13 protein-coding genes and 1 tRNA gene are annotated in these 14,703 nt (G+C 44.1%); 3 read left to right on the top strand and 11 right to left on the bottom strand.

The window, feature by feature from the left end:
• Positions 1-12 precede the first annotated feature (12 nt).
• The 4 genes from NIA71_RS15540 to NIA71_RS15525 are packed head-to-tail and all read right to left on the bottom strand — an operon-like array spanning position 13 to position 4,961.
• The gene (locus tag NIA71_RS15540) at positions 13-822 is read right to left on the bottom strand and encodes a polysaccharide deacetylase family protein (RefSeq protein ID WP_253020897.1); all 810 of its coding nucleotides are present in this window, start codon (positions 820-822) and stop codon (positions 13-15) included.
• 22 nt (positions 823-844) lie between these two features.
• Positions 845-2,548, bottom strand: coding sequence for an amidohydrolase (locus NIA71_RS15535; protein WP_253020896.1), 1,704 nt, complete (start codon positions 2,546-2,548; stop codon positions 845-847).
• A gap of 17 nt (positions 2,549-2,565) precedes the next feature.
• A complete protein-coding gene (locus NIA71_RS15530) occupies positions 2,566-3,348 on the bottom strand; it encodes an SDR family NAD(P)-dependent oxidoreductase (protein WP_148397427.1) in 783 nt (260 codons plus the stop codon).
• Complete coding sequence (locus tag NIA71_RS15525; protein ID WP_253020895.1) at positions 3,345-4,961, bottom strand: APC family permease; 1,617 nt, start codon at positions 4,959-4,961, stop codon at positions 3,345-3,347. The genes NIA71_RS15530 and NIA71_RS15525 overlap by 4 nt, the downstream gene beginning before the upstream one ends.
• 98 nt (positions 4,962-5,059) lie before the next feature.
• Here NIA71_RS15525 and NIA71_RS15520 point away from each other — a divergent pair, with 98 nt between their 5' ends.
• From NIA71_RS15520 to NIA71_RS15510, 3 genes are all read left to right on the top strand, one after another.
• Positions 5,060-5,905: a MerR family transcriptional regulator gene (locus tag NIA71_RS15520; RefSeq protein WP_148397430.1), complete on the top strand. Its 846-nt coding sequence runs from the start codon at positions 5,060-5,062 to the stop codon at positions 5,903-5,905.
• A 179-nt stretch (positions 5,906-6,084) separates the two neighbouring features.
• A complete protein-coding gene (locus tag NIA71_RS15515; RefSeq protein WP_148397431.1) occupies positions 6,085-8,289 on the top strand; it encodes a GGDEF domain-containing protein in 2,205 nt (734 codons plus the stop codon).
• A gap of 113 nt (positions 8,290-8,402) precedes the next feature.
• Positions 8,403-8,906 carry an Ltp family lipoprotein gene (locus NIA71_RS15510; RefSeq protein ID WP_253020894.1) on the top strand — a complete coding sequence of 168 codons (504 nt, stop codon included), beginning with the start codon at positions 8,403-8,405 and terminating at the stop codon, positions 8,904-8,906.
• Between the two features lie 177 nt (positions 8,907-9,083).
• Here NIA71_RS15510 and NIA71_RS15505 read toward each other — a convergent pair whose 3' ends face one another.
• The 7 genes from NIA71_RS15505 to NIA71_RS15475 form a co-directional block, all read right to left on the bottom strand.
• A complete protein-coding gene (locus tag NIA71_RS15505; protein WP_253020893.1) occupies positions 9,084-9,404 on the bottom strand; it encodes a hypothetical protein in 321 nt (106 codons plus the stop codon).
• Positions 9,405-9,484: 80 nt separating this feature from the next.
• Entirely contained in the window at positions 9,485-10,450 is a 966-nt protein-coding gene (locus tag NIA71_RS15500; protein WP_290446078.1) for a PDDEXK nuclease domain-containing protein, read from the bottom strand.
• A gap of 85 nt (positions 10,451-10,535) precedes the next feature.
• A complete protein-coding gene (locus tag NIA71_RS15495; RefSeq protein WP_148397433.1) occupies positions 10,536-10,862 on the bottom strand; it encodes a nucleotidyltransferase family protein in 327 nt (108 codons plus the stop codon).
• Positions 10,863-11,450: 588 nt separating this feature from the next.
• Positions 11,451-11,538: transfer RNA gene (locus NIA71_RS15490), tRNA-Ser, on the bottom strand.
• Between the two features lie 91 nt (positions 11,539-11,629).
• Complete coding sequence (locus tag NIA71_RS15485) at positions 11,630-12,100, bottom strand: methylglyoxal synthase (RefSeq protein ID WP_148397434.1); 471 nt, start codon at positions 12,098-12,100, stop codon at positions 11,630-11,632.
• A 767-nt stretch (positions 12,101-12,867) separates the two neighbouring features.
• Positions 12,868-14,346, bottom strand: a complete 1,479-nt coding sequence (gene thrC / locus NIA71_RS15480) for a threonine synthase (protein ID WP_253020892.1) — start codon at positions 14,344-14,346, stop codon at positions 12,868-12,870.
• A 69-nt stretch (positions 14,347-14,415) separates the two neighbouring features.
• Complete coding sequence (locus tag NIA71_RS15475; protein WP_253020891.1) at positions 14,416-14,691, bottom strand: GNAT family N-acetyltransferase; 276 nt, start codon at positions 14,689-14,691, stop codon at positions 14,416-14,418.
• Positions 14,692-14,703: the final 12 nt, after the last annotated feature.

The following is a 14,703-nucleotide window of genomic DNA, read 5'->3' as shown; positions in this document are numbered from 1 at the left end:
CATCTCCCCTTTCTACGCATATTGCTCTGCGGCATCTATGCATCTCAAAAATTCAACATTTTCATGCTTCTTTAGAAATTGGATCAAACGCTCATACATCCTGATTCTGGACGGGCGGCCTATAATCTGCGGATGGCAGGTCAAAGTAAACACATTATCAACGCTTTCCTGATATAAGAATTCAAATTCTTCCGTCCATATTTCATATACTGCGCTGGGAGGCAGCATGGGAGCGCCCCAATCTTGTGAACTCAAAAGCCAAAACGGAGCATCATCGAGCGTCCAGTTGATCGGAATTTCTACAAGATCCGATTTTTCACCGAACACTTCCAATTTTCCCATTGAATCAGCTCCCATCATTGTACTGTCATAGGTAAACCCCATTTTTTTTACAATATCAAATGTATTTCGACTGTATTCCCATGATGGAGCACGAAAGCCCTTTGGAGCTGATCCGGTTATTTCCTTTAACACGCAATTTGTCTCTTCATATTCTTTCCGTTCCTCCTCGTAGTCATCAAAGAGATCAGGACATGTATGTGAATATCCATGGTTGCCGATTTCATGCCCTTTCCTATGTATCTTTTCAACCATCTCCGGATGGAGCTCTGCAACTTCTCCGGGGATAAAAAATGAGCCTTTGATATCGTATTCTTCCAATAAATTGAGGATCCTTGGAACTGCGACATTTGCGCCGTAGCTGCCTTGTGACAACATGGACGGCCGAATTGTATTTTTGCCGTCCACATTAGCATCCCGCGCTGTCCATAAGGTTTCCGCGTCCACGTCAAAGGTCAGCATAATTTTAAATTTTTTTGCCATAAAACTCACACCCTTCATGAAATTATTTCTTGCAGGAATATACTTCTCTGCCATCGAAAAACGTTTTTAATACTTTTGTATTCTCAATATCCAGATGATCTATGGCAAAGATATCCCTATCTATTACGATAACATCCGCTTTTTTTCCACATTCTATGCTGCCTATCTCATCTTCCATATGCATCGCGTATGCCGCATCGATCGTATAGCCCTTTACCAGCTCCAGTACGCCGGCTCTTTCTTCAGGATTCAGCCGCCACTTGGGGTCGTTCTCGTCTGTAATCTTTTCAGCGCCAAAATAATCAGCGTCATAGAGATTTCTCGTAACTCCCGCCTGAATAGCGAAAAACGGATTCGGGTACGGGGAAGACGGATAATCCGCGGAGCAGGTGATGATAACACCGTGGTCGATGAAACTTTTGAGAGGATATTCTGTTTCCGCCCGTTCCTTGCCCAGAAAGACTTCTTCACCGTCGAAATATACGGATGGCTCCTTAAAATGCCAATAGGGATTTACACAGGCGATGATATTCAGCTCTGCCATTTTTGAAAAGTCGTCCGCGTGTACAAGCTGCAAATGCGTGATACAATTGCGATGATCTCCTTTGACTTTCTCCTGAGCTATCTCCAACGCCTCAACAGCCTTTGAGACCGCTTCATCGCCGATAGCGTGGATATGGATATTAAAGCCCCTGCTTAAAACTTCTATAAAGGTAGCTTTCAAACGTCCTTCATCCCAGAAGAGTTCGCCGTAGTAATTCTCACCTTTGCCGGCTTCAAGGCTATAAGGCTCGCTTAAAAATGCGTTCAGGCCTTCTACCGTTCCATCTAAAAAGAATTTTGCCGTTGTTACTTTTATTTTTCCGTCTTCCTGATGATACTTTTTTTTCAGCTCCGCTAGATCGTTTATTTGTATGTATTCATCTTCCAGAACTTTTATTTCTCGCGCGCTCGCCACTCGCAAATTCAGCTGATCCTGTTCATCAAAATATGCAATCGTTTCTAAAATAGGCGTAGGATCCGATGACGCGGATTGCCGCATAGCCAGGATACTCGTATATCCATAGGATGTAAACAAATCCTGAAACCATTGGTAAGCTTCCCTTTTTTCTTCCGGAGAAAACTGCTGCTCCGGAAAAAGCTTTTTCGCTTCGTCCTTTAAGATTCCCCAGAGCTCCCCTGTTTTTTCATCCTTTTCAATGATTCCGCCATCAATCTCCTCAATCGTTTCCGTAATGCCGGCAAGCTCTAACGCTTTGCTGTTCAGCCAGCATATATGGCCGCCTTCATCAATAATCCCGATCGGTTTATCGCTGCATATTCGATCCAGCCGTTCCTTTTTGGGGCCTTTCGTGCTCTCTGTCCCAGGAAAAACAGAAGTCTTAAATCCTTTGCCATAATACCTGTTTTTTTCCGGATGTTCTTTTATAAATCTTTCAATCACCGCTTCCGTCTCTTCTGTGGTTTTCGCATCGTATAAATCGATATTATGCAGAACATTATACGCGTTACCCGGGACGTGGACATGCGTCTCGATCAGTCCCGGCAGGACAGTGTTTCCCTTCACATCCACAACCTTTGTATGGCTGGAGATGTAGCTTTTGACCTCACTATCGGAACCCGTGAATATAATTTTGTTCGCTTTGATAGCAATGGATTCTACAACTGTGTTATCTTTGTCCATCGTATAGATTTTTCCATTAGTAAGAACTGTGTCTGCAATCATAGATGAGCTCCTTTCCGTTAAAACCCTGCCGTCAATCCAAAGTCCATAGCCAGACAAACACCCGTAATAGCCGCTGCCTTTGGCGAGCCCAGAAATGCAATTGCTTTTGCCACTTCTTCCGGTTGGATGTATCTTCCCTGTACGCCGCCCTGGGAAAACGCTTCCCAATTGTAACGGTCATATTCTTCCCTGCTCTTAAAGCCTGAGGACTCGAAATCCTTTTGCAGCATTCGCGTATCAACCATATCCGGGCAGACCGCATTGACTCTCACACCATGCTCCGCAAATTCTACGGCTAAAGATTTTGTCAGAAGGTTGATTCCGCCTTTGGACGCGCAGTACGCGGCCGCTCCCCTGAACCCGACGAGGCCCGCATCCGAGCTTACATTTACGATCGCGCCTTTGGTTTTTATCAGGTGCGGCATGACCTGTCTGCACATCAAAAATGTTCCTTTCAGGTTGATATCGATCACTTGGTCCCATTCTTCGACGCTGCATGTTAAAGTTGGTTTTTCTATATAGACTCCGGCGCTGTTGACAAGGAGATCGATGCTCTTTTCTCTCTCAGCCACATGATTTATGATCCGTTGACAATCAAGCTCTTTTGATACGTCCCCTTGCAGAGCAAAGACGTTGTCGCTTATTTTACTAAGTTCTTCTCTTGCGTCTTTCAGTTTGTCAGCCGTACGTCCGATCAAGTACACTTTTGCGCCTTTTTCGAGATATTCCACGGCCGCAGCCTTTCCAATTCCTCCCGCACCGCCGCTAATGATAGCGACGCATCCATTATAACCATTCATTTTAAGCCCTCCTGCTTTGTATCAATTCTGTTTGTGGCATCATCTTTTTTCTTGTGTATCCCATAGAAAACAATTGCCAATATAAAGCTTACGGAAGCTGTACCGACCACACCGCCCATAAAAAGATTGAAAATATGCTCGTTCCCATAGGTTTCGATATAATAGGCCGGGTCTTCGTACCAGTTCAAAAAGAAGTATCCAATTGCCACCAGAACGCCTAACATGAAGTAAAAAAACGCGATTCTCTTCATATCGCCGTATGGCATTTTTGTCTTAGGATTTTCAGGATTATGTTCAGGATCTTTTTTCGTCATTCCGCCTAAAGACTTTCTTGCAATCATATATAGAATTGGCCCAATGATGAACATGGCACATCCAGCAACAAAATAATCTAACCCGTTCAAATATAAGGCTACAAATGCGGTAAGAGGTACCAGCATACAGAGTGCCCCGAACCAGAAATTGTTCAGCTTTACCTTAAATGGCCTTGGTAAGTCCGGTTCGCTTATTCTGAGTTTCAATGCGGCAAACATCATCAATGAGGTCGGAAACAAGATTGCCGTTACAGTTAGGATCGCAATCACATCAAAAGAAAACGACGCGAATAGAACGCTTAGCGCTACCATCAAAGCCCATCCCACAATTGGCACACTATTTTTGTTTGTCTTCGTCAAAATTTTAGGCGCCAGGTTATCTTCCGCAAGTACCAAAAAGGCTCTTGATGAAGTGGCCATCCAACTATTGTAAGTGGATATCTGCCCCAGGAAAGCGACTACCACAAAGAACACGGCCCATCCAGAACCTGCGAGCGCCGCTACATCGCCATAGGATACACCATCTGTACCCCAGCTTTTCCATTGACCAACACTGCAAAGCCCTGCTATCGTTGTTGGTACATACGTTAAGATGATTAAGGGGACTACAATCATCAGCGCTTTTGGGATAACTTGTGGATTTTCCAGTTCCCCAGCCACATTGGCCATAGATTCATATCCGGTATACATCCACATACCAATCGCCAGCGCTCCCCCAACAGATGCGATTACGCTTTGATCCTCGCGGGCAAACGGCTCTACCGGATTATACTGGGCGTGTGAGAATCCTATAATGATGACGCAAGCAAATGCGGCCACGATCAATATACCTAAAACCGTTCCTACCGCAGCCACATCTTTTACACCCTTATAATTGATAAATGCAAATATCGCAATAAGAATCAACTTGAAGATATATGTATAGGTGTCATTCCAATTTAATAAAGATCCCATATAGTCCCCCGCAAGGACAACATAAATTGGAACTCCTACATAGTAAGAAACCAGTCTTCCAAAGCAACTCTGAAATCCCCAAAATTCACCGAAAGCCCTCTTTACCCATACATAGCTGCCCCCTTCATAGGGAAGCGCCGACCCCAGTTCTGCGGATATCAACGCATTGGGCACAGCCCAGAAGAAAGGGATAACAATTAGCATTACCACGGTCAATCCGGGGCCGGCAAACGGAATCATATCTTCAATTCCAAATGCGCCCGCACAAGCCATGGCATAAATCATAAATACTACGCCGATCACACCGACTTTTTGTTTTGGCTTTGAATTTTCACTATCATTCATTTCCTCATCTCCTTTACAAAATTCCAATTTTTATAATATTTAAAATTTACTGATTTTATGGTAAGCTATAAAGGAACTTTATAGTCAAGGAGTATTTTATGTTAAATGATTACGAAATAAATGAGCTAAACGAGCATGGGCTCTATACGACCGGGCAGTTCGCGAAAATGTTTGACATCGAAAAATCCACACTTCATTATTATGATAAGATTGGCTTGATTTCCCCCCAGATAAAAGGCGACAATAACTATCGATATTATTCTTGGCAGCAGTTTGACGATATTACACTGATTTTAACGCTGCGTGAATTGGATATGCCAATATTGGAGATCAAAAAATACGTTGAAAATCGAACGCCAGAGAAATTTGCCAAGCTATTGAACAAAACAGCGGCGCAGCTCGAAGAAAGGCTTGCACAGATTTTACGGATCCAGAAATTTATAAACGGCAGACGGAGCATTACAGAGGAAGCGTTGAACGCTGAATTAAATAAAATTAAAATTCAACATCTTCCTGAAGAATTTTTCTATGTCACTGCTTTCGATGGAAACCCTTACGTTATTGAAGAAGTTTATCATTACGAAGGCTATCATAACAAAAGCCTAAAGCTGCTTGATATCTATTCGCCTTATTCTGTAGGTGAAATTACCCATATTGATTCCATATATGAAAATAAAATTATTCATCATAAATATTTTCAGACAAAGCTTACAAACAAAAACGACTATTCCGATCCCTGGATACATCCAGAAGGGGATTATCTTACCATTTATCATAAAGATGGATATTGGAAGACTCCCAAATACCATAAGCAGCTTTTAGCGTTTGCAAAAGATAGCGGACTGGAAACAGATAACTATTTTTATGATGAATATCTTTTAGATGAAATGACCACCAACACGATGGACTCATATTTCATCCGCATCTCACTGTTGACGAGATAAATTATTTCCCCCGCCCTCTGTCCATTAATAAAATGTAGTGATATAATAAAATGTGACAGCTACGATTGCTCCCAGAGAGACGCCACGGCGGTCAATTCCTATTTTGGCGAATATATGGCCTAGTACAGCTATGTGCCACACACAACCAGTACGCGAATTTGAGATTGGGAGGAAATCCAATGCTTGAACACTGCAAACGTGTTTTCATATATTTCTTCATATTTTTTCTATTTGGATCTGTGATCACCGTTTCGGCTGCGTCAAACGACAAAGCGGCGGCATATTATACGGACATCCCCGGGGTAACCGAGGAAGAGATCGCCCAAATAGAATCGCTGAAACAGCAGCACCCGGAGGGCCTGGTTTACGGAATGATTTATTCGGAAGAGGCGTTTGTTTCCTTAGATGGCCAGATCGGAGGCTACGCCAATCTTGTATGCCAGCGGCTCAGCAGCTTGCTGGGTTTGAAGATCACGCCCCAGATCCTGGAGTGGGATAAACTGAAAGCCTCCCTGAACGATGGCTCTGTAGATTTGAGCGGCGAATTTACTGCTACGCCAGACAGGCGCAAAACCTATTTTATGACCAGCTCTATTGCGGAACGTTCCTTTGCTGTTTTTCGCAATGCCAACCGAGAACCTCTGGATCTTCTGAGCAGCAAGGAGACGCTGCGCTACGGTTTTCTGAAAGATGCCACAACCTATGAGCGGGTACGGGAAACTTCCGCAGTACCCTTTGAGGCGGTCTTTGTCCGGGACTACAAAGAGGCGGCGGAAGGACTGCGTGACGGCACCCTCGACGGCTTTGTTCACGAGGCCACCACCGATTCGCTACTGGAATATTACTCGGATATCGCCTATCAGGAGTATTACCCGGTAGCTTTTACTTCTGTTTCGCTGGCTACTGCCAATCCGGATCTGAGCTCGCTGATTAATGTGGTGGAGAAATATTTAAAACATGGCGGCAAGCAGGAGCTGTCGGATTTATATGAACAGGGAAAAAAAGAGTATTTGCGCCAACAGCTGTACAAATCGCTCACCGCGGAAGAAAAGGCGTATCTGAAGGATCATATCGATAACAAGCAGCCAATCCCTGTGGCCGCAGAGTTCGACAACTATCCCATCAGCTTTTACAACGAGCAGGAGCACAAGTGGCAGGGTATTGCCCATGATATTCTCGATGAAGTGCAAAGTCTGACCGATCTTTCTTTTGAAGTAACCACAGGAACAGAGGAACCCTGGAATTCGATCCTTGAAAAATTAGACAACGGCGACGTAGTGCTCATTACCAACCTGATTAAGTCCAAGGACCGCAGCGGACGTTATTTGTGGCCGGACGCGCCATATTCCACGGACAGCTATGCTCTTTTGTCCCGCATGGACCAAGACGATATGACCATCAGTCAGGTCACCCTGTCAAAGGTGGGACTTCTTGAGGGCACGGCCTACGAGGAAACCTTCAACCGGATATTCCCAGACCACAAAAATATTAAACTGTATTCGGACGCAAAGCTGTGCTTTGAAGCTCTGGGAGCCGGAGATGTGGATCTGATTATGATGCCCCGCCATTTGCTTTTATTTATTACCAACTATATGGAACGACCTGGCTTTAAGGTAAACGTTCCTTTGAATATTCCCTGCGAGGCTTACTTTGGTCTCAACAAGGATCAAAAGGTGCTCAGTTCCATCATAAGCAAGGCGCAGAAGCTGGTGGACTGCGAAGAAATTACGGATCACTGGGAAAGACGGGTTTTCGACTACAGCAAGAAGCTGGCTGAGCAGAGGGTCCCCTATCTGGCGGGAATATCAGCCCTGCTCTTGGTCATTCTTGCTCTGGTTGTGGTACTCTATCGGAAGCGAGAGCGTTCTTCTCACCGGATGGTGATGACCGATCCGCTCACATCCTTGTATAACCGGCGCTTTTTCGAAAAACAGCTGGAACATGAGTGGGCTGAGTCCATAAAATACAGGATTCCCATCAGCCTTTTGACCGTTGATTTGGACCGGTTTAAGGAATACAACGATACTTACGGCCATCCCCAGGGGGATTTGCTGCTTCAGTCCATATCTGCCTTATTCAGAGAATCCCTTTCGCGTCCGGGGGATGTGGCCGCGCGTACCGGCGGGGATGAATTCGTGATCCTGCTGCCCAATACGGATCTGTTCGGCGCTTCGTTTATGGCGGAAAAAATCCGCAGGAAGGTGGAAGAACTTTCCGTGGAAACTTGCGGCGGCGAGCCGACAAAGGCGACGGTCAGCATTGGAGCGGCTTGTATGACGCCGCGGTCCGGTGACAAAATTTCAAGCTTGATCGCAGCATCGGACAAGGCGCTTTACCGGGCAAAAGAAGGCGGCAGCAACTGTGTTTGCACGGCGTCGAGCTAGTGGGCTATTGCGAAGCTTTTAAGAAATAGTATTGTATAATGGTAGAATAATAATTTAATTAAGGCATGATGGGGTATGGTTAGAGAAAGTACACAATTTTTTAGTAGGACACGATGAAGAAATGTTTACAATGTGGAACTGAGGCAGACACGAACTTTTGCCCAAATTGCGGCTCTGAAATGAAAGAAGTTCCGCATCTATTTCCCGAACGATCCAAAACTACTAGTGATATTGAACCTACAATACCTTCCACGCCAAGACCAGGTCAGGGCATGAAAGCAAAGAAGCCGATTTATAAACGGGTATGGTTCATTATCCTTGTAATTATTGTTGTTTTAGGTATAGTTGGATGCTTTGCAAGCGGAGATGAGAATACTGAAACGGCTTCCACACCTACAGAGGCGACACCTTCTACGACAATGGCTACCACTGAAGCCCCGGCAACGACGGCAGCAACTGAAAGTACTACGCTGGGTGAAAAAAATGCCCTGCAAAAAGCTAAAGACTACTTAATGCTTGACGCTGGCTTTTCCAAAAAAGGTCTAAAAGAACAATTAGAATTTGAAGGCTTTACAGACAAACAAGCTGCACATGGTGCGAAATCTGTCGGCTATTAATGAAAAGATTATTTTAAGTTGTACTCTATGGATGCATAATAGCTAATTGCTGCGAGCGGGTGGGAAATTGGGACAGTTATTATCCGAACATCAGATAAGCTGACAGCATCACAACCTGTACCTTAGCAAAGTTAACGGCCTTGCGGAGCTTTGCGCCCTTGATGAGCTTGGCAGCTTTTATCTCGTCTCCGGTCTCCTGTGCATGCCGGAGCAAATATATGAGAATCTCGGTCTGGTCTCTTTTGCACTTCCTGAGTCCGAGCTCAGCAATCTCGACGGCTTTATCAGGTCTTCGCAGATGTCCCAAATCAACGTTATCTCAAGCTGATCATCAATATAATCATAGAAGTTTACTTTCTTTATGTTTCGCTGAGTATCATGCCATGCCTCTTCCAACTTGGTTTTCTTTGGTTCTTTGCGTTCCAAATCTGTAGGCTTCCGGAGTTCTTTAAGAAGCTCTTCCTTCTCGGGCAGCGTTAACATATCAAACAATTCCATGATTTTATACATCATAAGATGACTGTAATGCGTCCAACTCAATTAGTCACGCAGTGCGTGGCGATTTGGAAAGGTTAAATTCAAACGCTGTCAGCTTCTTCCAAGGCTCTGTATTCTGCTTTCAATTCTTGGCGCAGTTCTTCTTCTGTCGGCAGGTATAATTTGTATTTTGAAGCAAATATCTGAAGATTATCTTCCGGTAATGTGTATTTGACAACTGCATCGCTTTTATCTGCACATAACACAATTCCAATAGGTGGATTATCCCCTTCATTCATAAGTTCTCTGGTATAATAATTGACGTACATTTGCATCTGGCCTAAATCCTGATGTGTCAAATCACCAAGTTTCAAATCAATCAATACAAAGCATTTCAAAATATAATTATAAAATACCAGGTCGATGTAAAAATGTCGACCGTCAAAGGTAATACGTTTTTGACGCGAAACAAAGGAAAAGCCTCTCCCAAGTTCTAGCAAAAATTTTTGAAGGTGGTTGATAAGCGCTTGCTCTAAATCGGATTCATAAAAATCATCATTTGATGACAAACCCAAAAACTCCAGAACATATGGATCCCTTATAATATCTTCCGGCGTTTTCCCCGATTCCAAAGTCTGAATTTCTGAAGCCACATTTTCTTTGTTCTGACTTGAAAGCAGCCGTTCGTAAAAGAAAGAATTGATCTGGCGCTCTAGCTGTCTGGTACTCCAGCCTGATCGAACCGCTTCATCTGCGTAGAACTGCCTGGCCTTTTCATTTTCAACTCGCATAAGATGTCTGTAATGGGTCCAGCTCAAATCGCTACTCAGTGCATAGCGATTTGGAAAAGTTAAATAAAATTGCCTCATATTTTTCAAATTGGCAACTGTAAAACCTTTCCCAAAGTCTTGCGTCATTTGTTTTGAAAGCGCCTTTAACAACCCACTGCCATACTCTGATTTTTGACTGCCGCCTTGTTTCTCTACTATGGCTTTTCCGATTTGCCAATAGGCTTCAACCATTGCAAAATTAGCTGTTGAATAGACCTTATGCCGTGCTGAGTTCAGAACTTCTTTAATTTAATTGTAAAATTGCAAGTCAAGTAATTCGCTTTTCATAATTCCTGTTCCTCTATCTCTAAATTCAGTTTTTTCACTTGGCTTTCCATAGTATGATTCCTTCCTGATTTATGTTTCTATAAAACGGTAACACCTGCTGCCATTCTTGAAATTGCTCATAATCTATGTCTAGTACAGAAAAAACTCTGTTGTATTTTAAATTCATATCTACAATAAAATCTGATAATATGTCTTTTGTCTTCCGGTCTATTTTCTCGATCATTAATAAAGCAACATCCACATCTGATTCCTCAGTATCAGTTCCCCTGTCCACAGAACCATATAAGATAATTTTAACAATTTTTTCGCCTAAAATTTCTTGGATTCCCTCTGCTAATTCAACTATAGCTGCTCGATCCATCTTACAGCACCACCTTATTTATGTTGTGATCGAACCGATCTGATAATTATGCTATATTTTATCATTGTCTTACTAATATAACAACGGGCTGTTAATTAACTATATAGACATTTTGTATCTTAGAGTATTATATCCAATTGATGTTAGGTATTATTTTCATTCAGACCCGCTTTTACTCTTTATAATCATTTCTTTGAAGTATAAGGCATACCGCCTAGATGTTCAGAAGGCGACATCCCTTATACTATAAAAAAGTTTCCTCTGGAAACGTTATTCGCGCTTCGCGCTCACTTTCACAAGGTAAACTTTTTTGAAATACAGGAAATGTTACGCAATCGATATTTCCTGTATTATAAAGAAAAAGAACGCTACTTTCGTAACGTTCTTGCTGGCGGAGGACACGGGACTTACGCTGCTTGCTCCGCAACCTGCCGTCCTGCGCCTTCACTCCCGTTTCGGCTTGGACCCGTCGCTACTCGGCTGTCCGCCGGACAGCCTCGCTTCACGCTCCGGCCCTTTCGGGTTCGAGTCCCGACTGTATCTCAATTCCACCAAAGAAAAACACGCCCGAATTCGGACGTGTTTTTTTGGCGGAGGACACGGGACTCGAACCCGCGGGGCTGTTACACCTTACTCGCTTTCCAGGCGAGCTCCTTAGCCACTCGGTCAATCCTCCATAGCTGCCCCAGCGTGTCCCAAATCGGACCGCTTGGCGCACTTAATAATTTACCATATAACGCAGGCCTTTGCAAGTAAAAACGATAGTTTTACTCAAATTCTTTTTTCATAGTCTCCGCCCGCTTTTCCGTCAGTGCTTGAAAATCCTGAAGCACATGCTCATATTGAGAATTCATGTACTGAGATGTAATGAGAAAGTCAGCCGTTGCACTATTGGTTGCAACCGGAATATCATATACCACCGCAATGCGCAGCAGCGCCTTTATATCCGGATCATGAGGCTGTGCTTCCAACGGATCCCAGAAAAAAATCATCATATCGATCTCGCCGTCAGCAATCCTGGAACCAACCTGCAGGTCGCCTCCCAGGGGACCGCTTTTATACGCCTTTACCGGCAGGCCCGTGGCCTCTGCGATCAACCGGGACGTGGTACCCGTTCCGCATAAAAAATGCTTCTTCAACTCATCTTTGTTTTTCACACACCAAAGCACCAGCTCATCCTTGAGATGATCATGGGCTATCAGCGCGATTCGTTTTTGTTTTTCCATTATTACATTCATATTTTATCCTCCTTTCCTTCATTATATCAAAGTATGCCCAATCTTCTACCCCAATGGACAAAGTTTAACCTAGATTTAACGTAGCTGTCAGATCATTCGCTTATATGGATACTGCTTTGCCGAAAAATTGAATGCAGCAAAGTAGGGAACAGGTTTATGGAAAAAATCAGAAAAACCCCATTTTCATGCGCTGGCATTCTGCCGCCAAAAAAATCCTGCACCAATTCGACCATACCAATTTAACCTGCAAGCCGCATCGAGCAAGCTATACCACCGCTGTCATAAAAACCCGGCAGAATGCCCACCAATCATTCAGCAAACAACTCGTTAAACAACATACTAGTCATCAACACCAACCATGACAGAAGTTGCCTTGATGATTACAAATGCAACTCATCAACCGAGCGAACGAAAAAGTAGATAATTTCCATTTATATTCGAGTCTGACCTTTTTCCAGCCGAAGTCCATATAACATTCACCTTTTATCACAAAAAACGGCTATCCCAGGCAGAGTTAGCGCAACCTTAAGCAGTTGTTCTTATATTCATATAGCAAGATAATTTCGGTGCCTCAAAAATTTAGTACAAATATCGTATTTTTATATGGACATACCCCCCCGGATTTTGCCCATTTCGAATAGAAATCGGCAAAAAATTGAAAATTGCACTAACTTAGATAAAAGCCAGTGCAATCCCAGATGACGGTCAGCTGCATGAAGCCAATAGCTTTTTTTCATGCAGGCAGCCTTCTCCATCATATTTAGTATTTATTTCAGGCAGTCATATACTGCGTCCGGCATTTCTTCGATGTCCAGAACCCCCGTATGTCGGATTTCTTTGTTCTCCAGATCCTTCAGCCCGGCAGGCACGCGTACCTTTGTCTTTTCATATAAATTCTTGACCGATTCAAATCCGCTTTCACCCTTTTCCAGGCCGATGGATTCTGTAACGCTGTCGGCAAACTTATAAGCGCTGGCCGTGGACGCGATCAGAGTCGGCGTCTTGTCGCCGGTATAAGCAACATAATCCTCATAAACCCGGTATGCGACCGCGGTGTGGGTATCCATCAAGTAGCCATACTTGTTATACATATGGCCGATGGTTTCATTGGTTCTTTTCACATCCGCATAACCGCCGTAAAAACGATCCAGCGCGTAATTGATCTTGGGGCTTACGGTATATTTCTTGTTCTTTTCCAGGCTTTCCATCAAACCCTTGATCTCTTCGCCGTCCTGTCCGCTCAGATGATAGAGCAGCCGTTCCAGATTGCTGGAAATCAGGATGTCCATGGACGGAGAATTGGTGAGGAAGAATTCTCGGTTGGTGTTGTAGGTTCCAGTGTTGATGAAATCTGTGAGCACCTTGTTTTCGTTGGAAGCGCAGATGAACTTTTTAACCGGAATGCCCATCTGTCCCGCATAGTAAGCAGCCAGAATATTTCCGAAGTTTCCGGTGGGAACAACGATGTTCACCTTATCGCCGTTTTCAATCACGCCTCTTTCGACCAGCTTGATGTAACCGTAAACGTAATACGCCACCTGGGGCACCAATCTGCCGATGTTGATTGAGTTGGCCGACGACAGTTTGCAATCGATTTCCGCCAGCTTTTCGGCAAAACTGCTGTCATTGAAGATTTTTTTCACGCCGGTCTGCGCATCGTCAAAGTTGCCGTTGATGGCAAATACGTGGGTGTTTTCCCCCTCCTGCGTCACCATCTGGCGCTCCTGAACCTGGCTGACGCCCTTATTGGGATAAAAGACGATGATCTCTGTGCCCGGAACGTCCGCAAATCCTTCCAGGGCCGCCTTGCCCGTATCACCGGAGGTTGCGGTCAAAATGCAGATCTTTTTATCTTCCTTTTCCTTTTTCATTGCGGTTGTCAGAAGGTACGGCAGGATGGACAGGGCCATATCTTTAAACGCCGCCGTTTTCCCATGATACAGTTCCAGAAAATAAGCGTCGCCGCCTTTTACAATGGGCACGATCTCCTCTTCTTCAAATTTTGAATCATAAGCTCCCCTAACGCAGGCTTCCATCTCTTCATCCGTGTAATCTTCAAAGAATGCCCGGATAATGCGGAAGGCGATCTCCTGATAGGACTTTCCGATCATGTCCTCAATGGCAAATGGTAGACCCGGGATTTCATTGGGAACATAGAGCCCCTTGTCCTCTGCGATGCCCTGAATAATGGCCTGAGCCGACGTCTTTATATATTTACTTCCTCTGGTACTCTGGTAATGTATCATATCTTCACTCCTTTACACGCTCAATATTCCTAGATTCTAACAAAAAATGCCGGAAAGTTCAATGAAAAATTAATCTGCGAGGATATCCCGGTATTCTTTATGTTTTTCAAACCATTTCACCGCGTAAGAGCAGGTAAGCCTGGCTTTCTTTCCATCAGATGCAATTTGCTTTGCCGCCGCTTCCACCAACTGTCCGGCCGCTCCCTGTCCCCGCAGCGAGTCATCGACAAAGGTATGATCGATGTCTACAAGGCCGTTTCCCGCATCGGGAAAGGTGATTTCCGCCACTAGTTTTCCGCTGTTATCCACTGCAAAAATTCGATTTTTTTCTTTTTGTAATTCCATATTCGTTTCCCC

Origin of the sequence: Ihubacter massiliensis, assembly GCF_024125305.1 — a bacterium.
Taxonomy (GTDB): Bacteria; Bacillota; Clostridia; order Peptostreptococcales; family Anaerovoracaceae; genus Hominibacterium; species Hominibacterium faecale.
The sequence above is the reverse complement of the archived record's forward strand: the minus strand, read 5'-3'. Positions and strand labels throughout refer to the sequence as shown.